The organism is Actinocrinis puniceicyclus (assembly GCF_018283645.1).
Lineage (GTDB): Bacteria > Actinomycetota > Actinomycetes > Streptomycetales > Catenulisporaceae > Actinocrinis > Actinocrinis puniceicyclus.
On sequence record NZ_JAGSXH010000002.1, the window covers coordinates 18925 to 41702 of the forward strand.

Annotated in this window: 22 protein-coding genes; 16 read left to right on the forward strand and 6 right to left on the reverse strand. The window is 70.9% G+C overall.

Annotated elements, in window-relative coordinates:
• The first annotated feature begins 27 nt into the window (after positions 1-27).
• The 8 genes from KGA66_RS00845 to KGA66_RS00880 are packed head-to-tail and all read left to right on the forward strand — an operon-like array spanning position 28 to position 6748.
• A complete protein-coding gene (locus KGA66_RS00845; RefSeq protein ID WP_211463576.1) occupies positions 28-810 on the forward strand; it encodes a helix-turn-helix transcriptional regulator in 783 nt (260 codons plus the stop codon).
• A complete protein-coding gene (gene sufB / locus KGA66_RS00850) occupies positions 807-2216 on the forward strand; it encodes a Fe-S cluster assembly protein SufB (RefSeq protein WP_211463388.1) in 1410 nt (469 codons plus the stop codon). Before KGA66_RS00845 ends, sufB begins: the two co-directional genes overlap by 4 nt.
• 53 nt (positions 2217-2269) lie before the next feature.
• The gene (sufD, locus tag KGA66_RS00855) at positions 2270-3565 is read left to right on the forward strand and encodes a Fe-S cluster assembly protein SufD (RefSeq protein ID WP_211463390.1); all 1296 of its coding nucleotides are present in this window, start codon (positions 2270-2272) and stop codon (positions 3563-3565) included.
• The gene (locus KGA66_RS00860; protein ID WP_211463392.1) at positions 3562-3897 is read left to right on the forward strand and encodes a non-heme iron oxygenase ferredoxin subunit; all 336 of its coding nucleotides are present in this window, start codon (positions 3562-3564) and stop codon (positions 3895-3897) included. Before sufD ends, KGA66_RS00860 begins: the two co-directional genes overlap by 4 nt.
• 5 nt (positions 3898-3902) lie before the next feature.
• The gene (sufC, locus tag KGA66_RS00865) at positions 3903-4673 is read left to right on the forward strand and encodes a Fe-S cluster assembly ATPase SufC (protein WP_211463394.1); all 771 of its coding nucleotides are present in this window, start codon (positions 3903-3905) and stop codon (positions 4671-4673) included.
• Positions 4670-5956: a cysteine desulfurase gene (locus KGA66_RS00870; RefSeq protein ID WP_211463396.1), complete on the forward strand. Its 1287-nt coding sequence runs from the start codon at positions 4670-4672 to the stop codon at positions 5954-5956. The genes sufC and KGA66_RS00870 overlap by 4 nt, the downstream gene beginning before the upstream one ends.
• A gap of 5 nt (positions 5957-5961) precedes the next feature.
• Positions 5962-6438 carry a Fe-S cluster assembly sulfur transfer protein SufU gene (sufU, locus tag KGA66_RS00875; RefSeq protein ID WP_211463398.1) on the forward strand — a complete coding sequence of 159 codons (477 nt, stop codon included), beginning with the start codon at positions 5962-5964 and terminating at the stop codon, positions 6436-6438.
• Positions 6431-6748 (forward strand): metal-sulfur cluster assembly factor, encoded by a 318-nt coding sequence (locus tag KGA66_RS00880; protein WP_211463400.1) that lies wholly within the window; start codon positions 6431-6433, stop codon positions 6746-6748. The genes sufU and KGA66_RS00880 overlap by 8 nt, the downstream gene beginning before the upstream one ends.
• 198 nt (positions 6749-6946) lie before the next feature.
• Here the strand turns inward: KGA66_RS00880 and KGA66_RS00885 are convergent, their stop codons facing one another.
• Positions 6947-7693 carry an SDR family oxidoreductase gene (locus tag KGA66_RS00885; RefSeq protein WP_211463401.1) on the reverse strand — a complete coding sequence of 249 codons (747 nt, stop codon included), beginning with the start codon at positions 7691-7693 and terminating at the stop codon, positions 6947-6949.
• Positions 7694-7852: 159 nt separating this feature from the next.
• Here KGA66_RS00885 and KGA66_RS30735 point away from each other — a divergent pair, with 159 nt between their 5' ends.
• From KGA66_RS30735 to KGA66_RS00900, 3 genes are read left to right on the forward strand one after another with little or no spacing between them, the layout of a single operon-like run.
• Positions 7853-8464 carry a TetR/AcrR family transcriptional regulator gene (locus KGA66_RS30735; protein WP_211463402.1) on the forward strand — a complete coding sequence of 204 codons (612 nt, stop codon included), beginning with the start codon at positions 7853-7855 and terminating at the stop codon, positions 8462-8464.
• Positions 8465-8473: 9 nt separating this feature from the next.
• Positions 8474-9316, forward strand: coding sequence for a diaminopimelate epimerase (dapF, locus tag KGA66_RS00895; protein WP_211463403.1), 843 nt, complete (start codon positions 8474-8476; stop codon positions 9314-9316).
• Positions 9317-9356: 40 nt separating this feature from the next.
• Positions 9357-10532 carry a serine hydrolase domain-containing protein gene (locus KGA66_RS00900; protein ID WP_211463404.1) on the forward strand — a complete coding sequence of 392 codons (1176 nt, stop codon included), beginning with the start codon at positions 9357-9359 and terminating at the stop codon, positions 10530-10532.
• A gap of 30 nt (positions 10533-10562) precedes the next feature.
• Here KGA66_RS00900 and KGA66_RS00905 read toward each other — a convergent pair whose 3' ends face one another.
• From KGA66_RS00905 to KGA66_RS00925, 5 genes are all read right to left on the reverse strand, one after another.
• On the reverse strand, positions 10563-10844 hold the full coding sequence (locus KGA66_RS00905; RefSeq protein ID WP_211463405.1) for a hypothetical protein: 282 nt from the start codon (positions 10842-10844) through the stop codon (positions 10563-10565).
• Between the two features lie 91 nt (positions 10845-10935).
• Positions 10936-11697 carry an MOSC domain-containing protein gene (locus tag KGA66_RS00910; RefSeq protein WP_211463406.1) on the reverse strand — a complete coding sequence of 254 codons (762 nt, stop codon included), beginning with the start codon at positions 11695-11697 and terminating at the stop codon, positions 10936-10938.
• 9 nt (positions 11698-11706) lie between these two features.
• Positions 11707-12612, reverse strand: a complete 906-nt coding sequence (locus KGA66_RS00915; RefSeq protein WP_211463408.1) for an MBL fold metallo-hydrolase — start codon at positions 12610-12612, stop codon at positions 11707-11709.
• 215 nt (positions 12613-12827) lie between these two features.
• Positions 12828-14525, reverse strand: coding sequence for a SpoIIE family protein phosphatase (locus KGA66_RS00920; RefSeq protein ID WP_211463410.1), 1698 nt, complete (start codon positions 14523-14525; stop codon positions 12828-12830).
• Between the two features lie 367 nt (positions 14526-14892).
• Positions 14893-15870: a terpene synthase family protein gene (locus KGA66_RS00925; RefSeq protein ID WP_211463412.1), complete on the reverse strand. Its 978-nt coding sequence runs from the start codon at positions 15868-15870 to the stop codon at positions 14893-14895.
• 121 nt (positions 15871-15991) lie between these two features.
• On the opposite strand from KGA66_RS00925, the gene KGA66_RS00930 reads away from it, so the two are divergent.
• The 5 genes from KGA66_RS00930 (at position 15992) to KGA66_RS00950 (ending at position 22754) form a co-directional block, all read left to right on the forward strand.
• A complete protein-coding gene (locus KGA66_RS00930; RefSeq protein ID WP_211463414.1) occupies positions 15992-17590 on the forward strand; it encodes an ABC-F family ATP-binding cassette domain-containing protein in 1599 nt (532 codons plus the stop codon).
• Positions 17591-17924: 334 nt separating this feature from the next.
• Positions 17925-18143: a helix-turn-helix domain-containing protein gene (locus KGA66_RS00935; RefSeq protein ID WP_211463416.1), complete on the forward strand. Its 219-nt coding sequence runs from the start codon at positions 17925-17927 to the stop codon at positions 18141-18143.
• Positions 18144-18499: 356 nt separating this feature from the next.
• The gene (locus KGA66_RS00940; RefSeq protein ID WP_211463418.1) at positions 18500-19384 is read left to right on the forward strand and encodes an enoyl-CoA hydratase/isomerase family protein; all 885 of its coding nucleotides are present in this window, start codon (positions 18500-18502) and stop codon (positions 19382-19384) included.
• Positions 19385-19483: 99 nt separating this feature from the next.
• Positions 19484-20707: an ROK family transcriptional regulator gene (locus KGA66_RS00945; RefSeq protein ID WP_211463420.1), complete on the forward strand. Its 1224-nt coding sequence runs from the start codon at positions 19484-19486 to the stop codon at positions 20705-20707.
• A 118-nt stretch (positions 20708-20825) separates the two neighbouring features.
• On the forward strand, positions 20826-22754 hold the full coding sequence (locus tag KGA66_RS00950) for an ABC transporter ATP-binding protein (protein WP_438822012.1): 1929 nt from the start codon (positions 20826-20828) through the stop codon (positions 22752-22754).
• Positions 22755-22778: the final 24 nt, after the last annotated feature.

A 22778-nucleotide genomic window follows, 5' to 3' on the forward strand; every position in this document is an offset into this window, starting at 1 on the left:
CAGGCGGAGCAGTCCGCCGAGGCCGGCCTGCCTGCGCTCGCCCCCGACGCCGCCGTAGAGGACCGGGTCGGCACCCGCAACCGAGTCGCCCGGCTGATCCTGGCCAACGGACCCAGCACCGCCGCGGATCTGGCCGCGCGGCTGGCGCTGACCCCGGCGGGAGTGCGCCGGCATCTGGACGTGCTGCTGGCCGAGGGCCTGGTGGAGGCCCGCGAGCAGCGAGTCTACGGCCAGCGCGGCCGTGGCCGGCCCGCGAAGGTGTTCGCGCTGACCGGCGCCGGGCGCGCGGTCTTCCACCACACGTACGACGACATGGCGATCGACGCGCTTCGGTTCATCGCCGAAAGCGGCGGCGAGAAGGCGATCGACGCCTTCGCGCACCGTCGCTTCGCCGGCCTGGCCGAGCGCTACCGCCTCCTGCTCGCCGGCGCCGCCGCTGCCGAGCGGCCCCGGCTGCTGGCCGAGGCGCTGACCGCGGACGGATACGCGGCCTCGACCCGCGCGACGGCGGCTGAACAGGCCCCCGGCAAGCATCCGGTCGAGGGCGCGCAGGTCTGTCAACACCACTGCCCGGTCCAGCACGTGGCCGAGGAGTTCCCGCAGTTGTGCGAAGCCGAGACGCAGGTCTTCGCCGAGCTGCTGGGTACGCACGTGCAGCGGCTGGCCACCATCGCGCACGGCGACGGGGTGTGCACCACGTTCATCCCGGCCGCGCCGGCCGCAGCCGGCCAGCCGGAGCACCCGGCGCCCGCCCGAGCATCATCCCCGCGAGTATCACGGCACGAACAGTCCGAAGGAGCCTCAGCATGACGACCACGCATCCCGAGCTTGAGGGCCTGGGCAGGTACGAGTTCGGCTGGGCCGACCCGGATGTCGCCGGGGCCACCGCGAAACGCGGCCTGAGCGAAGAGGTCGTCCGGGAGATCTCCGCGCTCAAGAACGAGCCGGAGTGGATGCTCAAGAACCGGCTCAAGGGACTGCGGCTGTTCGAGCGCAAGCCCATGCCGAACTGGGGCGCCGACCTCTCGGGCATCGACTTCGACAACATCAAGTACTTCGTGCGCTCCACCGAGCGGCAGGCCGCGTCCTGGGACGAGCTTCCCGCCGACATCAAGAACACCTACGACAGGCTCGGCATCCCGGAGGCGGAGAAGAACCGCCTGATCGCGGGCGTCGCCGCGCAGTACGAGTCGGAGGTGGTCTACCACCAGATCCGCGAGGACCTGGAGCGGCAGGGCGTGCTGTTCCTGGACACCGACACCGCGCTCAAGGAGCAGCCGGAGCTGTTCCGCGAGTACTTCGGCACCGTGATCCCGGTCGGCGACAACAAGTTCGCCTCGCTCAACACGGCGGTGTGGTCCGGCGGGTCCTTCATCTACGTGCCGAAGGGCGTGCACGTGGACATCCCGCTTCAGGCCTACTTCCGGATCAACACTGAGAACATGGGTCAGTTCGAGCGGACCCTGATCATCGCGGACGAGGACTCGTACGTGCACTACGTCGAGGGCTGTACCGCACCGATCTACTCCTCCGACTCGCTGCACTCCGCGGTCGTCGAGATCGTCGTGAAGAAGAACGCGCGGGTGCGTTACACGACGATCCAGAACTGGTCGAACAACGTCTACAACCTGGTCACCAAGCGCGCCGCGGCGCACGAGGGCGCGACCATGGAGTGGATCGACGGCAACCTCGGCTCCAAGGTCACCATGAAGTACCCGGCGGTCTGGCTGCTAGGCGAGCACGCCAAGGGCGAGACCCTCTCCATCGCGTTCGCGGGTGAGGGCCAGCACCAGGACGCCGGCTCGAAGATGGTGCACGCCGCGCCGCACACCTCTTCCACGATCATCTCCAAGTCGGTGGCCCGCGGCGGCGGGCGCACCTCGTACCGCGGCCTGGTTCAGATCCAGGAGGGCGCGCACCACTCCAAGTCCAATGTGAAGTGCGACGCGCTGCTGGTGGACACGATCAGCCGCTCCGACACGTACCCGTACGTGGACGTGCGCGAGGACGACGTGCAGATGGGCCACGAGGCCACCGTCTCCAAGGTGTCCGAAGACCAGCTGTTCTACCTGATGAGCCGCGGCCTTTCCGAGGACGAGGCGATGGCGATGATCGTGCGCGGCTTCGTCGAGCCGATCGCCCGCGAACTGCCGATGGAGTACGCGCTGGAACTCAACCGGCTGATCGAGATGCAGATGGAAGGCGCGGTCGGCTGACGGCCGGCGCGGCGCGGGCAGCAGGGCTTCGAGGCGAGGACGAAAGACGACGCATGGCTGAGACGAACAGTGCCGGCGCGAGCGGCGGCGGCACGAACCGGGGCGCGACCACGGCCGCGGCGGTGACGGTGGCGGCCCCCGGCGCGGGTGTGCCGCTGGCCGGGCCCGGCACCGGCAAGACCCACTCCGAGGTGCTGGCCTCGCGCGGCGAGCGGTTCACCTCCCACGATCCGGACGCATTCCCGGCGGTCACGGGGCGCGAAGAGGACTGGCGGTTCACCCCGCTCGCGCGGCTGCGCGGCCTGCACGACGGCACGGCGGCGGCCGTCGGCGCGCAGCGCGGCGGCGACAAGATCGAGCTTGAGCTGCCCGAGGGCGCCGGCGCCGAACAGGTCGGCAGGCAGGACCCGCGCGCCGTCGCGGCGGGCGCCCCGATGGACATCGCCGCGGCGTACGCCCACCGGGCCGCCGACGAGGTCACCGTGATCACCGTGGCCAAGGAGGCCGTGCTCGCCGCACCGCTGCGGGTCAACGTGCACGCCGAGGGCGGCGCCGCCTTCGTGCACCTCGTCTTCGACGTGAAAGCGTTCGCCGAGGCCGTCATCGTCCTCAACCACACCGGGACCGGCGCCCGCTCGGCCAACGTGGACCTGCTCATCGGCGACGGCGCGAAGGTCACCTTCGTCTCGGTGCAGGACTGGGAGCGTGACGCGGTGCACCTGGCCCAGCAGAATGCGCTGCTCGGCCGGGACGCGACGCTCAAGTGCGTGAACGTGACCTTCGGCGGCGACCTGGTGCGGCTGGTCCCGCGGATCAGGTACGCCGGGCCCGGCGGCGACGCCGAGCTGCTCGGGCTGTACTTCGCCGATGACGGCCAGCACTTGGAGCACCGGCTGTTCGTGGACCACTCGGTGCCCAACTGCCGCTCCCGCGTGACCTACAAGGGCGCGTTGCAGGGTACTGACGCCCACACGGTGTGGATCGGCGACGTGCTGATCCGCGCCGCCGCCGAGGGCACCGACACCTATGAGCTGAACCGCAACCTCCTGCTCACCGACGGCGCGCGCGCCGACTCGGTGCCGAACCTGGAGATCGAGACCGGCGAGATCATCGGCGCCGGGCACGCCTCGGCCACCGGCCGCTTCGACGACGAGCAGCTGTTCTACCTCCAGGCCCGCGGTATCCCCGAGGACGACGCCCGCCGGCTCGTGGTGCGCGGCTTCTTCGCGGACGTGGTCGGCCGGATCGGCATCCCCGACCTGGAGGCGCGGCTGATGGAGCAGGTCGAGGCGGAACTGGCCCGCACCCGCACCGGCGTGCCGGCAGGCGCTGCGGGGGCGGCCGTATGAGCAGGCCCGCGCCCGTGTGGCACCCGGTCGGCGCCCTGTCCGACTTCGAGCCGGACAAGCCGGAGGCCGTGGACGTCGACGGCACCCCGGTCGCGGTGGTGCGCACCTCGTCCGGTCAGGTGCACGCCATCCACGACGTCTGTTCGCACGCGAACGTCGCGCTGTCCGAGGGCGAGGTGGTCGACGGTGAGCTCGAGTGCTGGCTGCACGGCTCGACGTTCTCGATGAGCACTGGAAAACCGACCTGCCTGCCGGCCGTGGAGCCGGTACCCGTCTACCCTGTCAAGATCGAAGGCGATGACGTGTACGTCGCCGTCAATGTGGAGCTTTGATACAGATGGCCACTCTCGAAATCCGCGACCTGCATGTCTCCGTCGAAGCCGAAGGCGGCCCGAAGGAAATCCTGCGTGGTGTCGACCTGACGGTGAAGCAGGGCGAGACCCACGCGGTCATGGGCCCGAACGGCTCCGGCAAGTCCACCCTCGCCTACTCGATCGCCGGGCACCCCAAGTACCGGGTCACCTCCGGCCAGGTGCTGCTCGACGGTGAGGACGTGCTGTCCATGACCGTGGACGAGCGCGCCCGCGCCGGGATCTTCCTGGCCATGCAGTACCCGGTCGAGGTGCCGGGCGTGTCGGTCTCGAACTTCCTGCGCACCGCCGCGACGGCGATCCGCGGCGAGGCGCCGAAACTGCGCACCTGGGTCAAGGAGGTCAACGAGGTCATGACCCGGCTGCAGGTCGACCCGGCGTTCTCCGAGCGCTCGGTCAACGAGGGCTTCTCCGGCGGCGAGAAGAAGCGCCACGAGATCCTGCAGCTGGAACTGCTGCGCCCGAAGATCGCGCTGCTCGACGAGACCGACTCGGGGCTCGACGTGGACGCGCTGCGCATCGTCTCCGAGGGCATCAACCGGGTGCGTGCGACCGGCCAGGTGGGCACCCTGCTGATCACCCACTACACGCGCATCCTGCGCTACATCCAGCCCGACTTCGTGCACGTATTCGCCGGCGGCCGCATCGTCGAGTCCGGCGGCGCGGAACTGGCCGAGCAGCTGGAGTCCGGGGGCTACGAGACCTACACGGAGGCTGCGGGGGTCGTGCCGCGATGAACACCGATCGGCGTCAAGCAGGCCGCGCGGCCTTCGACTCAGAGCTGGTCCGCAAGGATTTCCCGATCCTGGAGCGGCGGGTACAGGACGACAAAGCGCTGGTCTACCTGGACTCGGCGGCCTCGTCGCAGAAGCCCCGGCAGGTCATCGACGCGATGACCGAGTACTACGAGCGGCACCACTCGAACGTGCACCGCGGCGTGCACACCCTCGCCGAGGAGGCCACGGCGCTGTACGAGGGCGCGCGGGACAAGGTCGCGCGGTTCATCAACGCCGACCCGCGCGAGGTGATCTTCACCAAGAACTCCTCCGAGGCGCTGAACCTGGTCGCGAACGTGCTCGGCTGGGCGGGGGAGAGCAACGGGATCGGCCGCGGCGACCGGGTCGTGACCACGCAGATGGAGCATCACTCCAACCTGGTGCCCTGGCAGCTGACCGCCGCTCGCACCGGCGCCGAGCTGGCCTGGCTCGGCCTGACCGACGGCGGCCGGCTCGACCTGTCGAACCTCGACGAGGTCGTCGACGAGCGCACCAGGGTCGTCGCGGTGGTGCACGTCTCCAACATCCTCGGCACGCTCAACCCGATCGACGCGATCGTGCGCCGGGCCCACGAGGTCGGCGCGCTCGTGGTCGTGGACGCTTCGCAGTCCGTGCCGCACATGCCGATGGACGTACGTGAGCTCGGCGCCGACTTCGTCGCGTTCACCGGGCACAAGATGCTGGGCCCGACCGGCATCGGGGTGCTGTGGGGCCGCGCGGAACTGCTGGAGGAGCTGCCTCCGTTCCTCGGCGGTGGCGAGATGGTGCAGACCGTCTCGATGGAGGCGACCACCTACGCGCCGATCCCGCACAAGTACGAGGCGGGAACCCCGCCGATCGCCGAGGCGGTCGGGCTGGGCGCGGCCGTGGACTACCTCACCGCGCTGGGCATGGACAACGTCGCGGCGTACGAACACGAACTGGTCGAGTACGCGATCGACCGGCTCAAGCAGGTCGAAGGTCTGACGATCATCGGGCCGGACACCGCCGAGGACCGCGGCGCGGCGATCTCGTTCGTGCTCGAATCGCCCGCTCTCGGCGCGATCCATCCGCACGACGTGGGCCAGGTGCTCGACGAGCAGGGCATCGCGGTGCGCGTGGGTCAGCACTGCGCACGTCCGGTGTGCTTGCGGTACGGCGTCCCGGCGACCACGCGCGCATCGTTCTCCGTATACACCACCAAGGGGGACGTTGATGCGCTCGTGGAAGGCCTGGAGCACGTCAAGCGTTTCTTCGGAGCGTGACGCAGATGCAGCTTGAGTCGATGTACCAGGAGATCATCCTGGACCACTACCGCAACCCGCACCACAAGGGGCTGCGCGACCAGTACCAGGCCGAGGTCCACCACGTGAATCCGACCTGTGGCGACGAGGTGACGCTGCGGGTGCGCCTGTCCGACGTGGCGCTCGGCGAGAACGCAGTCATCGAGGACGTGTCCTACGCGTCGCAGGGCTGCTCGATCTCGCAGGCTTCCGCCTCGGTGCTCAGCGACCTGGTGATCGGCAAGGAGGTCGGCGAGGCGCTAGCGGTCCACGAGGCGTTCCTGGAGCTGATGCAGTCCAGGGGCGAGTCGGCCGGCGACGAGGAGGTGCTGGAGGACGCGGTCGCCTTCGCCGGGGTCTCCAAGTTCCCGGCCCGCGTCAAGTGCGCCCTGCTGTCGTGGATGGCGCTCAAGGACGCCACCGCGCAAGCCCTGTCCACCGGAGGAGACGAGAAGCATGGCTGACGTGGCCACCCTCGACGACGTCACCGAGAACCTGAAGGACGTGGTGGACCCGGAGCTCGGGATCAACGTCGTGGATCTCGGCCTTGTCTACGGCCTGACCGTGGACGACTCGAACGTCGCGGTCATCGACATGACGCTGACCTCGGCGGCCTGCCCGCTGCAGGACGTGATCGAGGATCAGATCCGCTCCGCGCTCGACGGGCTGGTGGCCGACTTCCGGGTCAACTGGGTGTGGATGCCGCCGTGGGGCCCGGACAAGATCACCGACGACGGCCGCGAGCAACTGCGGGCGCTCGGGTTCAACGTCTGACCGAACGCCGTCTGGCTGACCGCCGTCTGACCGAACGCCGTCTGACCGAACACAACCGGGCCGTCGGCCGCGCGCTGGGTACGGGACCAGACTCCGGGGCCGCGGTCGCCTCGGCCTCAGCGCGGATCGAGCGAACGGCCGCCTTCTGACGTGTGTCAGTCGGCGGCCGTTCCTTGTACCCGGTTGCTTGAGGCGCGACTACGCCGCCTGCGGCTTGAGCCGTGCGCCGCCGTCGACCGGGATGACCGTCCCGGTCATGAAGCCGTTGCGCACCAGCAGCGCGATCACGTCCGCGATCTCCTGCGGCCGGGCGATCCGGCCGACCGGGATCGAACCGGTGAAACCGTCGAGCACCGCGGCGCGTTGCTCGGCCGGGACGACCCGGTTCCACCAGTCCGTGTCCACGACGCCGGGCGACACGGCGTTCACGCGGATCGGGGCGAGTTCCAGCGCCAGCGTCGGGACCAGAGTCTCCACCGCGCCGTTGACCGCCGCGAGCCCCGCGGTGCCGGGCATGGCGCACTGCGCCGATGCGGCGGAGACCAGCGTGATCGAACCGTGCTTAGCCAGCGTGGGCAGCGCGGCCTGCACGGCGTTCGCCGCGGCGGTGAACTTGCTCTCGAAGGCGGCCGTCAGCGTGCTCGGGTCCAGTTCGGCCAGCGCTCCGACGGCGCCGGTGCCCGGCGCGGTGACCACGAGGTGGTCTACGGCGTCCACCGAGGCGAACAGCGCGTCGAGGTCGGTGCGCGAGGCCTGGTCCGCGCTGCGGCCCTGTACGGCGCGGGAGTCGGGGGCGTGCTCGGTCAGCTCACCCAGCGCGCGCTTGAGCCGCTCGGGGTCGCGGCCGACGACGGTCACCCGGTACCCGTCGGAGACGAGTTGTTGCGCGGTGGCCAGGCCGATTCCGGCCGTGCCACCGATGATCACGGTGTGCTGTGCGGGCATTGCACGTCCTGTTCGCGTGGTCTTCGAAGACCGCCGCCGGGCGCGCGTTGCAGCGCGCCGCGCAGCGCCCGGCGTGGCCCCCGAGGTTACTTTCGAGGCATCGTGTCTCTTAACTCGTTCAGGCTATTACGAGGCGTCGTGTCCTGTAAAGTGCACCGCGTGACCGGCGCCCTCGGCAGGCCGCGCAGCGAGATCGTGCGGCGTGCGATCCTCGACACCACCGTGCGGCTGACCATGCGCGATGGATATCAGGCATTGACGATTAAGGGCGTGGCGCAGGAGGCGGGTGTCGGCCGGCAGACCATCTACCGTTGGTGGCCCGCCAAAGGGGCGCTCGTCCTGGAGGCGATAGGCGAACTGGCCGAGCGGGCCGCCCGGCCCGCGCCCACCGGGGATGCTGTGCGCGATCTTCGCGCGCTGCTGCGCGCCTCGTTCCGCCTGGTCCCGGCGGCCGGCTCGGCGATCAGCGGCATGATGGCCGAGGCCCAGCACGATCCTGAATTCGCGCAGGTGCTGCAACAGGGTCTGCTCGCGCCCCGCCGGGCGCTCGTGCGGGAGATCCTTGCCCGCGGGCAGCGCGACGGCCAGCTGGGCCACGAGACCGACCTCGACCTGGCCGTGGACCTGGTGTGGGGCACCATGTGGTACCGCACGCTCTCCGGTCACGCCCCGGTCGATGAGCACCTGGCCGAGGAACTGGCCGATGTGGTCGTCAAACTGCTCGCGGACCCGGGAGTGCGGGCCGAGCCGGGTTCGGCCGCGGGCCCGTAGAATTGTGAGATGATCCGCTACACCAAGGGGCACGGCACGCAGAACGACTTCGTGATCCTGCCCGATCCGGAAGGCGCGCTGGCGCTGGAGCCCGCGTGGGTCGCCGCGCTGTGCGACCGGCGCGCGGGGCTCGGCGCGGACGGCGTGCTGCGGGTCGTGGCGACCGCGAAGATGCCCGGCTACGAGGGCGACGCCTCGCTGGCGCCCTGGTTCATGGACTACCACAACGGTGACGGTTCGATCGCCGAGATGTGCGGCAACGGGGTGCGCGTCTTCGCCCGCTACCTGGCTGACCAGGGTCTGGCCGAACCCGGGAGCTTCGGCGTGGCCACGCGCGGCGGGATCAAGACGGTGCGCGTTCCGGCGGACGGCGGCGACGTCACCGTCGACATGGGCGTTCCCGTCTGGCCACACGGCGCGGCGCGCATTGCCTGGAACGGTCTCGAAGCGCAGTCCGTGCACGTGGACATGGGCAACCCGCACGCCGTGGTCTTCGTCGACGACGTGGCGCAGGCGGGTCCGCTCACCGCGGCGCCGACCTGGGAGCCCGTGGCGGTTTACCCCCGCGGTGTGAACGTCGAGTTCGTCGCGCCGCTCGGCCCGCAGCACATCGCCATGCGCGTGTACGAGCGCGGCGTCGGCGAGACCCGCTCCTGTGGAACCGGTGCGTGCGCGGCGATGATCGCGGCCGCGCGCCGTGATGGGTCACGGCCCGGCACGCCGTACACCGTGGACGTCCCGGGCGGCCGGCTGAGCATCGTCGAACGCGAAGACGGGTGCGTCGAGATGACCGGACCGGCGGTCCTCGTCGCGGACGGCGAGTTACGCGACTTCGCCGTGGCCCGCGGATAGGCTGACGCGGTCACTCGGCTTGGGAGGACGGCGGTGCGGCATGGGCGGTCTGCGGGAACTGTTGGAGCGCCAGGTCGAGCGCGGCCGGGTGCCGGGAGCCGTGGCGCTCGTCGACCGTGGCGGCCGGATCGAGGTCGAGGCAGTCGGGTCGCTTCACCTCGAACAGGGCGGCGGCCTCGAAGACAGCGCCCCGATGACGCGAGAGACGATCTTCCGCATCGCCTCGATCACCAAGCCCGTCGTCGCGGCGGCCGTCATGTTGCTGGTCGACGACGGCCTGATCGCACTGGACGATCCGATCCGGCGGTGGCTGCCCGAACTGGCCGAGCCGAGGGTCGTGCGCACACCGGGCAGCGCGATCGACGACACGGTCGCGGCCGAGCGGCCGATCACGGTCTACGACCTGCTGACCTCCCGCTGCGGCTACGGCCTTACCGCGGACTACTCGCTCCCAGCGGTGAAGCTGATCTTCCGCGACGTGATGCGCGATGGCATGATCCCGCAGAACTACGCCGCGCCCGACGAGTGGCTCGCCGCCCTCGCCCGCATCCCGCTGCTCCAGCAGCCGGGCGAAGGGTGGCAGTACAACGTCGCCTCCGACCTCCAGGCCGTGCTGATAGCGCGCGGCACCGGCATGCCGCTGCCCGACTTCCTGGCCGAGCGGTTCTTCGGACCGCTGGGCATGGTTGACACCGGGTTCGCGGTTCCCGAGGCCAAGCGCCACCGGTTCGCCACCCTTTACCGCACGGATCCGGAAACCGGCACGTTGCACCCGGCGGACCCTCCGGACGGTATGTGGAGCAGGGTGCCGGTGTTCCCGTCCGGGGCGGGCGGACTGGTCTCGACCGCCGACGACTGGCACGCCTTCGGCCGGATGCTGCTGGATCAGGGCACGGCGCACAACGGTCGCAGATTGCTGTCGGCCGAGTCGGTGCGGCTGATGACCAGCGACCACCTGACCGCCGGGCAGCGCGCCGCGAGCGAACTGTTCCTGGAGGGGCAGGGATGGGGCTTCGGCGGCTCGGTCGACGTCACGCCCAGGGAACCCTGGAACGTGCCCGGCCGCTACGGTTGGATCGGCGGCTCGGGGACGTCGGCGCACATCGTACCCGCGACCGGCACGGTCGCGATCCTGCTGACGCAGGCTTCGATGACCAGCGCGACCCCGCCGGAGAGGTTGCGCGAGTTCTGGAGGTACGCCGCCGGCGCCGGTTAGAGCTCGGTTAGAGCGCCTGCCGAACGCCCGTCACACGCCCGTCAGTTCACTGAGCGAGGCCACGACGTCCACCAGCGCCCCGTTGCGGATCAGCGTCACGCCGTGAGCGCTGGTGACCAGGAACCCGTCCCGGGTGAACGCCACCGCGGAGCCCGCGCCCTCACCGCGTCCCGAGCGCACCACCACGCTGAGCACCGAAGGCCGCAGCGTCTCCGCTACGTTCACCACCGCCTTCGAGTAGGCGTCCAGAGCCGCGGCGCCGCCCTCGTCGTCCTGGTGGCCGTCGTCGCGGCTGAATGGGTTGCGGGCCATCTGCGGCACCTCCGGGCGAAACAGTCGACTGTGACGGATAACGCCCCAACCGCCGCCTTTGCTCCCCCCGCGCGCCGCAAGGCGTTCGCCTTCAGCAGACGCGCACCGGATCGCCCACGCGCACGACACCGGTGCGTGTCGCCGCCCCGAGCACGGCGAGCCGCATGGGCCGGTCTTCCCGTCGCGCCAGCATGTGGAGCATCCCGGGCGCGGGCGGTAGATCAGCCTGCTCCATGGCCGTCATGACGCACCGCTCCAACACGTGCGTGAACGCCAACTCGACTGCGTCATCGCCCGAACCGATGCGTACCGCGCGCCCCACCCACTCCTCTTCGGCGAACGGTCGTGTCGTGCTCACCACCAGATTCGGCCGGAACCGGCGCGCGTCCGAGGCGACATCCGGCGACTGCTCCTCGACCCAACGCAGCGTCGCGGTCCCGATCAGGCTGACCGGCCCCTCGTCGAAGTGCTCGACGTCGCTCTCGCGTGCGACCGACAGTGTCGGGATACCTGTCCGCTGCCGGAAGAACTGCTCGGCCGCACCGCCACGGACCGGGTACTCGCGTCCGTCGCCGTCCAGGACGACCGGTGGCTCCACGCCGTCCGGCTCGGCGGCAGGCTCGACCCGGTAACGCGAGGACAGGCTCAGCAGGTTCAAGCCCGGAAAACGCCGGAACCGCCGGGAGTTCTTTCCGGAGCCGAGCTTGCCGTCCACCGCGTCTCGCACCGCCCAGAGCCGGTCGCCGCGCAGGCCGCGGGCGTCCACCGCGGCCGCGTCGAGCAGTTCTCCGCACAGCGACTTGACCGGGTAGCGCCAAATCTGTGCGATGTCGATCGGGTCGCGGCTTTGCACGCGGGAAGCTTACGCCCCGGCGTCCAGCGCGGCATATCCGCGCTCGATGGCGCAGTGCAGGTCCGCGGGCTCGACGACCCACGTGCCTTGCGCGACGGCTGACTCGACCGCGACCCCGGCGGCGTACAGCCGCCGGATCTCGGCCGCGACCGCGCCGATCGTCTCGCGCTGCCGGCGCACGAACGCGGCGTCCACGACGGCGCCGTGTCCCGGGATCACGAGCGCGTCCCGCCCGATCATGGGCAGCGCCCGGTCGAGCGTCTCGGCCCATTCGAGCGGGAAACTGTCGTCTCCGAAGACCGGCGGACCGGACTGCTCCACCAAGTCTCCGGCGAGCACCACATCAGCGCACGGTGAGGCGCCGTCGGGAGCGCTGGAACCGGGAGCGCTGGAACCGGCCGCCGGCCCGACGAAGATCCACAAGTCCCCGTCGGTGTGCCCGCGCCCCAGGAAGCGCAGGTCGAGCGACCGATCGCCGAGCTCGATCCTCGCGCCGTCGCGCACGAGCTCGGTCGGGGCGGCCAGTTCCAGCCGCGCCATCCGCCGCGCCCAGTCCGGGCCCTGCCCGCCGAGCCGGGCGGCCAACGCGCGCAGCTGCGGATCGTCGGGGTCCAGCCGCGCCGGAACCGAGGCGTGCGCCCAGATCCGCGCCGGCGGCGACAGCCGGGCCTCGGTGAACTCGACGTTGCCCCAGCAGTGGTCGTAGTGCGCGTGCGTGTTGACCACCCACCGCACCGGCGCGCGGGTGAACCCGCTCAACTGCTCCCTGATCTCCCGTCCCTCCTCGGGCGAGCAGCGCGTATCCACCACGGCGACGCCGTCGGAGCCGATCACCGCTGTCACCGTTACATCGCAGGGGTCGAACCGCTTGCGGAAGACCCCGTCGGCGAGTTGCTCCCAGTCCCGGTCGGTCATGGGTCGATCGTCTCACCGCGCGGGGGCGGCGCGGTGAGACGATCGGCCGGCCGCGAAGGCCGCGTCGACAACGGCGCGCAGTCGGCCAGCGCCGCCGGACCCCGGTGCCTGTCTGCGCGAATGCCGATCAGCCGGCCTGAGGCGCGGTGGAAGTTTCCCGTTTGTCCCCGTTCGGTGCGCGGTGGCCGTGCGTCGGTGCGTCCACGTGCACTGTGTCAGTCGAGTTCGGCGAGCAGTACGGCCACGTCGTCCTTCCAGAGCCCGCGCGGCCGGTTCGCGCTCAACAGCCGATCAGCCAGCGCCTCAAGCTCCACCGCGCCGTGGTCACGCAGACAGGCCAGGGTCCGCTTGAGCCCCTCGTCGAGATCCTTGTCCAGGCTCTCCAACAGGCCGTCCGTGCACAGCACCAGCCTGGTTCCCGGCTCGTATGCCATCTGCCACGCCGGGTATCGCACCGGGTACCGCCCGTCCTGCGGAACGCCGAGCGGAGGGCCCACGTCGGTCTGTGGCACGAACGCGGGCGGTCCCGGCGGCACGATGACCGGCGGTATATGACCGGCGCGGCCGGCAGTGAGCGTGCGCGAGCGCGGATCGACCCGCACGACCAGGCAGGTGGCGAAGATGGGGTATTCGACCTCGTCGTTGATCTCGACCACGAACTCGTGCGCGCGGCGCAGGATCTCGTGCAACGGGAGCTTCTCGGCCGCGTAGGTGCGCACCGTCGTGCGCAGCCGGTACATCATGCCGGCCGCGTGCACGTTGTGGCCTTCGACGTCGCCGATGATCAGCAGGGTCGAGCCGTCGTCGAGCGGCACCGAGTCGTACCAGTCCCCGCCGACCTGGATTCCGGTCGTCGCCGCCTCGTAGCGCCAGGCGCCGCGCACCCCGGGTCCGAATTTCAGGGTGTGCGGAAGCATTCCCTCCTGCAACGCGAGAGCGAAAGTGTGCTCGGTGTCGTGCACCAGTGCGCGGTACACGGCCTGGCCGATGGTGCTGGCGGCCGCAGCCAGAACCGTGCGCTCCGCGTCGTCGAAGCGCGTATCGCGCTGGTAGCCGACCACGCACACCCCGCGCATCCGCGGGATGCCGGAGAGCGGAAGGAACGCCCACGCTTCGTTCCCGCAGTCCTTTATGGCCGACCCGACCTGTGCGAACCGCTCGCTCAGTTCGGCCGAGGTCGGGAAGAACAGCGCCGAGCCGTAGTTGACGCACGCGCGCAGCGGACCGCCGTCGGACGCCCGCAGCACACTCTGCGTGCCTGCGGCCGCGCCGCAGGCCAACAGCACCTGGACCCGTGCGCCCGCGTCCGCGATGATCAAGGAGTCGGCGCCGAGCGCGGGCAGCGCGTGCTCGACCGCCGCGCGCACCTCCTCCATGGTGTACGCGGCGGCCAGCCCCGCGATGACCGCCTGGATCCGGGTGGCCGCCCGAGCCTCGGTGCGCACGGCTTCCTCGGCGGCCCGCCGCTCGGTGATGTCCGCGATCACACCCATCGAACGCACCGGCCGTCCGTCCGGCCCGGGTACCACCCGGCCGCGGGTCTCCAGCGTGTGCACCGCGCCGTCGGGCCACAGCACGCGGTATTCGAGAACGTAGTCGCCCGCCGCGGACAGCAGCGGCTGGAGTGCGCTGAGCAGTTCGTTCAGATCCTGCGGCGGTACCTGCCCGAGGAAGGTCTCGAACTGCGGCTCGGCGTCCGGGGCCAGGCCGTGCAGCCGGAAGGTCTGCTCGTCGCACACCACCGCCCCGGTGGCCAGTTCCCAGTTGTAGAAGCCTGTCGAGGCGTTGAATCCGCTGGGCGCGAAGCCCGGGTGCGCCCAGGCCGCCAGCGCGCGCTGGGCGTCGCAGCCCTCGTCGCCGCCCTCGCGGTGTTCCGGCTCCCCCGTGGCGTTGAGTTGTTGAGGCGGTGTCATCGGTTCCTCCCGCCGATCGTGGCCGCGCCCGCTCCCGCGCTCCTTCGTAGCCTGACTGCTGACAATCAGGCACGCGTGTGCCGCTCACCGTCGTGCATACGGTAGCCGCACGGTCGCTGTGCGGGGTGGTGTTTCTCAAGAAACGCATAGGGTGGTCGCTTTTCGCCGTCCATGTGCGCCCCTGATGAGCCTTCGCGCCCGCGGTGCCGTTACTGATTGTCAGGATAGCGCGACAAGGGGTGACATTGTCGACCGATGTCGGTGTTTTCCGGCGCCCGCGCTCGCGCAGCAGCGTTTCAGTTCCCTGCGGCTATCGGCCGTTTCTCCCGCACGCGGGCGCGGCGGCGCACTCGCGCGCGACGGGCGATCAGGCCACGACGCCCAGTCCGTAGCGTCCGGTCTCCAGGGACCAGGCCAGGTTCCCGGCGATCCAGTGCCGCAGGTCCGCCAGATACCGGCGCACCTCCTCGCCGCCGTCCCGCAGCAGCGGTTCCTCAAGCCGCTGATACTCCTCGACCCGCTCGTCGTGCAGCCGCGCGGCCAGCGCCAGCGCCTCGCCGATGGACAGGCCGCGCTCGTGGCAGAGCACCGCCGGCAGGCTGAGCACCTGCGTCGAGCGGCTGGCCTCCTTCGGGTAGGACAGGATGTCGTTGGCCCAGCAGACGATGTCGACGACGGCGTCGCTGAGCGCGCGCAACCGCGGCGAACTCCAGACCGCGCCCGGAAGTTCGAACCCGTTGACGGCCTCGATCAACGCGAGGCAGGTGGGTACCCCGCCGCTGCGCCGGCGCATCGTCACGTACTCGGCGAAGCCCGCGAGCGTGCCCTGTTCCCGGTGCGCCGCCTCCCAGGTCTGCGCGAGCAGATAGGACTCGACCTGCGCCGTGAACCGGGCGAACTGCTCCGGGCTCGTCATCGCTGACAAGCGGTCCCGCACGTCCGCGAGGGCCGTCAGGAAGGGGTTCGCTTCCTGTCCCGGCGCGCGGCCGCCGTCGAGCACCAGCGCCGCGTGGGTGGCCGTCTTGACCGTGTCGGCGCAGCGCCGGCCGCGGTCCGACTCATCGCAGTAAGCGTCGTCGAAGAGGAACAGCCAGGTCTGCCAGTCGGTGCCCACCAGCAGGCCCGGCAGGGTGGCTCGCGGCGTCACCCGCCCCGACAGCCACGCGCCGCGCATGGCGCCGAGCCTGCGGCGCACCGCCGGATCATCGGCCAGGCCGAAGCGGTCGGCCCAGGCCAGCGTGGATGTCTCCACGACCTCGGCCTGCTCGTGCAGCGCCGATTCGTAGGGGCAGTACAGCGGCGGTAGCACGGCAGAATGCGGCGACGGGCAGTCCACGGTGTTCACCCCATCCCCTCGCGCCGCGGGCCGACGCGGCCGCGCCGCGCGGACACACCATGAATAAGGATGCTACATCAACTGTGGCCGGGCGCCAGGGGAGCGGCCCCGGCTCGCGTAATATGGCCCGGTGATCTCCGCTTCCCAGGTCGAACTGCGCGTCGGCTCCCGCGTCCTGCTCGAGCCGGTCTCGTTCCGGGTCGGCCCCGGCGACCGCATCGGGCTGGTCGGGCGCAACGGCGCCGGCAAGACCACGCTGACCAGGACCCTGGCGGGCGAGACGCTGCCCGCCGCGGGCACGATCACCCGTTCGGGCCCGGTCGGCTATCTGCCGCAGGACGCGCGTACCGGCGACCTCGAAGTGCTGGCGCGCGACCGGATCCTGTCCGCGCGCGGCCTCGACGAGGCGGTGCGCCGCATGCGCGCGTCCGAGGCGAAGATGGGCTCCGCGGACACGGCGGAGCATGAGCGGGCGATGCGCCGCTACACCAGCGCGGAGGCCGAGTTCCTGGCCGCCGGCGGCTACGCGGCCGAGTCGGAGGCCGCCACGATCGCCGCCAGCCTCGGCCTGCCCGAGCGGGTTCTGGTCCAGCCGCTGGGCACCCTCTCCGGCGGCCAGCGCCGCCGGGTGGAGTTGGCCAGGATCCTCTTCGGCGGCCACGAGGTGCTGCTGCTCGACGAGCCGACCAATCACCTCGACGCCGACTCGATCGTGTGGCTGCGCGAATACCTGAAGAGCTACAAGGGCGGCTTCGTCGTCATCTCGCACGACGTCAAACTCGTCGAGTACTGCGTGAACAAGGTCTTCCACCTGGACGCCAACCGCACCACCATCGACATCTACAACATGGACTGGAAGAACTACCTGGCGCAGCGCGAGGCGGACGAGCGGCGGCGCAAGCGCGAGCGGGCCAACGCGGAGAAGAAGGCCGGGGCGCTGCTGACCCAGGCGGACAAGATGCGCGCCAAGGCCACCAAGACCGTGGCCGCGCAGAACATGGCCAGGCGCGCCGAACGGATGCTCAGCGGCCTGGAGTCGGTCCGCCAGGCCGACAAGGTCGCCAAGCTGCGTTTCCCGCAGCCCGCCCCGTGCGGCAAGACCCCGCTGACCGCCACCGGGTTGTCCAAGTCCTACGGTTCGCTGGAGATCTTCACCGACGTGGACCTGGCCGTGGACCGCGGCTCCAAGGTGGTCGTGCTGGGCCTCAACGGCGCCGGCAAGACCACGCTGCTACGGCTGCTGGCCGGGGTGGAGCAGCCGGACACCGGCGGGATCGAGCCCGGCCACGGCCTCAAGCTCGGCTACTACGCCCAGGAACACGAGACGCTCGACCCGGAGCGCACGGTGCTGGAGAACATGCGCTCGGCCGCGCCCGACCTCGATCTGGTCGAGGTGCGCAAGGTGCTCGGCTCCTTCCTGTTCTCCGGCGACGATGTGGACAAGCCGGTCGGCGTGCTCTCCGGCGGAGAGAAGACCCGGCTCGCGCTGGCCACCCTCGTCGTGTCCAGCGCGAACCTGCTGCTGCTCGACGAGCCGACCAACAACCTGGACCCGGCCAGCCGCGCGGAGATCCTTTCCGCGCTCGCTTCGTACGAGGGCGCGGTGGTGCTGGTCACCCACGACGAGGGCGCCGTGGAGGCGCTGGCCCCCGAACGGCTCATTCTGTTGCCCGACGGCGTCGAGGACCTGTGGAGCGAGGGCTACCGGGACCTGGTCGCACTCGCCTGAGCGACGTCGGAGCCGCACCGTGGAGCCGACAAGGCGTCGGAAGCGGCCTGTAACAGTCCGATAACGGATCCTGGTGCAAAGCACCGCAAACACCCTGAACAGCGGACCAATCCCACGGCTCGGCCGGGAATAACCGGGGACTTTGTTCGCCGAATCGGTGGTCAACTCGGGCGTCAGGGGTGATCATGGGTGATCAGAGCGCACCACCGCAGTGGACGGTGGGTCCACACCCACCTGCGGATACGGGCGGAAGCGTGGTCTTCCGCCGAACCACCATCCGAATTACGCAGTGAATATTGCGGGGCAACCCCCGCACCCCTCATAGGAGGCACGTGTGGCCGAGACTCTCAAGAAGGGCAGCCGTGTGACCGGCGCCGCGCGAGAGCAGCTCGCGACCGATCTGAAGAGCAAGTACGAGTCGGGCGAGTCGATCCGCGCCCTGGCCCAGGAGACGGGCCGCTCGTACGGATTCGTGCACCGCATGCTCAGCGAGTCCGGTGTGACCCTGCGCGGCCGCGGCGGCGCGACCCGCGGTAAGGCCAAGACCGCTTAGAGGTCGCCTCGATCGGTCCTGGGCAGTGTTGGGAATGTATCAAGGCAGCGATTCGGTCGCGGTTTTGTCCGGATCCGCCCCTTGCGGCCTTCCCCAACACTGCCCAGTGTCCCGCGCCGGAGATCCGCCGTGAAAATCGGCCCCGCATCCCGCCCCCCGGGAACCGGTCAAGTCGCCCTTTGACGGGCCGCCGAGCAGTCTCGGCGCATGACGCCCCGGCCGCCGATGCACTTACCGCATCGGCGGTCGCGGCATCGGCGGCCGGGGCTTGTCCCATCCGCGTGGTCCGCCGCGCGCGCGCTCCGATAAGGTCGTGCGCATCTCCACACCTTCACCATCAGGGGGCGGCAGAAAAGATGGAACCCGGCACCGACCTTCACACCGGCGACGCCGCGCCCGCCGCCGAGCCTGCGTCGGCGACCCCACCCGCCTACGACTTCTGGCCGGCCGAGCGGCAGGCCGCCGCGGCCAAGGCCGGGCTGCGCCTGACCGTCGACGGCGAGGTCGCCGTGGTCGTGCTGGACCGCCCGCAGAAGCGCAACGCCATGACGCCGACGATGTGGTGGCAACTGGCGCAGATGGGGCGCGCGCTGCCCGGCTCCGTGCGCGCCGTGCTGCTGCGCGCCGAAGGCCCGTCGTTCAGCGCCGGGCTGGACCGTTCGGTGCTCGTCGGCGAGGACGCGCCCGGCGGCAGGAGCCGCACCAAGACACTGATCGACCTGGCGGCCAGCGACCCCGCGGACGCCGAGATGACCATCGAGGCGTTCCAGGAGGCGTTCACCTGGTGGCGTCGCCCCGACCTGGTCAGCGTCGCCGCGGTGCAGGGCCACGCGATCGGCGCCGGATTCCAGCTGGCGCTGGCCTGCGACCTGCGCATCGTGGCCGACGACGCGCGCTTCGCGATGCGCGAGATCAGCCTGGGCCTGGTGCCCGACCTCGGCGGCACCAAGCCGCTGACCGACCTGGTCGGCTACGGCCGTGCGCTGGAGATCTGCGCGACCGGCCGCTGGATCGAGGCGGCCGAGGCCGAGCGCATCGGCCTGGCCAACCGCGTGGTGCCCGCAGCCGAACTGGCCGTGCAGGCGAACATCCTCGTGCGGGAACTGCTCGCCGCCGACCGCGACGCGCTCATCGAGACCAAGGCGCTGATCCGCAGCGCGACCGAACGCGACTACGACGCGCAGCGCGCCGCCGAACGCGCCGCCCAGGTGCGCCGCATCCGCGCGCTGGCGCAACGTTGACCCCGCAACGTTGACCCCGCAACGTTGACCCCGCAACGTTGACCCCGCGCGCCGCGGCAGCCGACATACGCACCATTCAGTCCCGTAATATGCGTCGCCATGACCGGCGAACCGCCCCGCTCCCAGGCTGCCACGGCGCCCATGCTCAAGGCCCTCAACGAGCGGACCGTGTTCGAGACCATCCGATCGCACCACCCGATCTCCCGCGCTGAGATCTCCCGCCGGGTGGGCATCTCCAAACCCACGGTCTCCGCCGCGCTCGCCGCGCTGCTGGACGGCGGCCTGGTGCGCGAGACGGTGCGCGGCGGCGGAGGCCCGACCTACGGCGCGCTGTTCTTCGAACCGGTGCCGGAGGCCGGTTTCGTCGTCGGCCTGGACATCGGCGGACGCTACCTGCGCGGCGTGCTCGCCGCCCTCGACGGCGAGGAGCGCGCCCGCGAGCAGGCCGACATCGGCCCCGGCGGGATCGCCGAGGTGGTCGCACAGGCCGCGGCGATGCGCCGGCGGCTGCTGGAACGGGCGGCCGTGCCGCCGGGAACCGTGCAGGTGGCGGTGGTCGCAGTGCCCGGTGTCGTCGAGCGGGCCACCGGCAAAGTATATCAGGGAACGACGATAGCGGGGCTGGACGGCTTCGCCCTGGCCGACGCGCTCGCCGACGCCTTCGATCACGCCGGGCCGCGCGGCCCCGGCCGCGCCGAGGTGCTGTTGGAGAACGACATCCACCTGGCCGCGCTGGGCGAGCAGTGGAAGGGCGTCGGCGCGAAGGCGCGGGACTTCGCGGTGCTCTCGGTGGGCACCGGTACCGGCGCGGCGCTGGTGCTCGGCGGCCGGCTGCACCGCGGGCGCAACGGAACCGCCGGCGAGATCGACTTCGCCTTCGAAGGCGGCGTCGACGCCAACCCCTTCGACCCCTGCGGTCCCGCGCTGGTGCGCCTGGCCGCGGACTGGGCCGAGTTCCGCGACGCGGACACCGCGCTGCGCCCGCCGGTGACCCCGGAGCAGATCTTCGCGGCGGCCCGCGCCGGCGACCGGCTGGCCGGGCTGCTGGTCGCGGAGGAGGCCCGCCGGATCGCGGTCTACCTCGCGCCTATCTGCGCCGTCGCGGACGTCGAACTGGCGGTGCTGGCCGGCGGCATCGGCCTGAACGCGGATCTGCTGCTGGAGCCGGTGCGCGGCGAACTGGGCAAGAGGGTGCCTTACCCGCCGCGGGTCGAGGTCAGCGCGCTCGGCGAGGCCGGGGCGCTGACCGGGGCGATCGCGCGAGGCACCGCGGTGGCGCTGGACCGCGTGCTGGCGTCGCGGATCGGCGGCGGCCCGGCATGACCGCACCGCACGGCGAGCGTACGGAGCAGCGGAATCCGGCCGATCCGTAATACGTTCAATGCGGGCGAGGACGAGCCGGACGCGGTTCGGCGGAAGACGGGTGGCGGCTGTGCGTGGCATGGGCATGGGTTCGGGCGGCATGGGTTGGCAGACCATGGGCTCATACATGCGGGACGGCTCGTCGATCCAGAAGCTCAAACCCGGCACGCTGCGCCGCATCGCCGCCCTCGCCCGCCCGTTCGCCCGCATCATCACCGGTTTCCTGGTGCTCACCGTCGCCGACGCGGTCCTCGGCGTGCTGCCGCCGCTGCTCTCCCAGCGCATCGTGGACAACGGCATCCTCAAGCACGACGCCGGGCTGGTCACCACCCTGGCGCTGGTCGTCGCGGGCATCGCACTGCTCGACGCCGTCGTCGGGCTCTTCTCGCGCTACCTTTCCGCGCGGATCGGCGAGGGCCTGATCGCGCTGCTGCGCACGAAGGTCTTCGCGCACGTACAGCGCATGCCCATCGCCTTCTTCACCCGCACCCAGACCGGGGCCCTGGTCTCCCGGCTCAACAGCGACGTGCTCGGCGCGCAGCGGGCCTTCACCTCCACACTCTCCAGCGTCGTGTCCAACGCCGTCTCGCTGCTGCTCACCGGCGTCACCATGTTCTACCTGTCCTGGCAGATCACCCTGTTCGCGCTGGTGCTGCTGCCGGTGTTCGTGCTGCCCGCGAAGTGGATGGGCCGCCGGCTCCAGCAGATGACCCGCGAGCAGATGCAGCTCAACGCCGACATGTCCACGATGATGACCGAGCGGTTCAACGTGTCCGGGGCGCTGCTGGCCAAGCTGTTCGGCCGACCCGAGGAGGACGATTCGCTGTACGCCGCGAAGGTCGACCGGGTGCGCGGCATCGGCGTGCGGGTCGCGGTCTCCAGCAGCGGGTTCATGACCGCCCTGACCCTGGTCGCCGCGCTGGCCACCGCCATGGTGTACCTGGTCGGCGGGCACATGGCGGTCAGCGGGCACCTGACGCTGGGCACGATGCTCGCGCTCGTCGGGCTGCTCGGCCGGCTCTACGGGCCGCTGACCGCCCTGGCGAACGTGCGCGTCGACGTGATGACGGCGCTGGTCTCCTTCGACCGCGTGTTCGAACTGCTCGACCTGCCGCCGATGGTCACCGAGCGGCCCGGCGCCCGACCGGTTCCGCCCGGCCCGCCGGTGATCGAGTTCGACCGCGTCGCGTTCCGCTATCCCACGGCGTCCGAGGTCTCCCTGGCCTCGCTCGAGTCCGTGGCGGTGCTCGACCAGGCGCCGTCCGCGCAGGTGCTGGGCGACCTCTCCTTCCGCGCCGAACCGGGCACGATGACGGCGCTGGTCGGTCCGTCCGGCGCGGGCAAGACCACCATCACCGCGCTCGCCGCGCGCCTCTACGACGTGACCGGGGGAGCGGTCCGCGTCGGCGGTATCGACGTGCGCGACGTGCAGTTGCGCTCCCTGCGTGAGCGCATCGGCGTGGTGACTCAGGACGCGCACATGTTCCACGACACGATCCGCAACAACCTGCTGTACGCCCGGCCCGATGCCGCCGAGGCCGATCTGGTGCGGGCGCTCAAGGACGCGCAGATCTGGGACCTGGTCGCCGCGCTGCCCGACGGCCTGGCGACCGTCGTCGGCGATCGCGGCTACCGGCTCTCCGGCGGCGAGAAGCAGCGCGTCGCCATCGCCCGGCTGTTGCTCAAAGCCCCCGACGTCGTCGTCCTAGACGAGGCGACCGCGCACCTGGACTCGGAATCCGAGGCCGCGGTGCAGCAGGCTCTCGCCGGAGCGCTGCGCGGCCGCACGTCGCTGGTCATCGCCCACCGCCTGTCCACCGTCCGCGACGCCGACCAGATTCTCGTCGTCGACGGCGGCGGCATCGTGGAACACGGCACCCACGCGCAACTGCTCGCCGCCGACGGGCTCTACGCCGATCTCTACCGCACCCAGTTCGCGCATCAGGAGTCGCTCGTCCCACCGGAGCCACTGGTGCGCCGGGAATCGGCCGCGCAACCCATGACGTGACCGAGGAAGGCCGGAGGGCAGCCG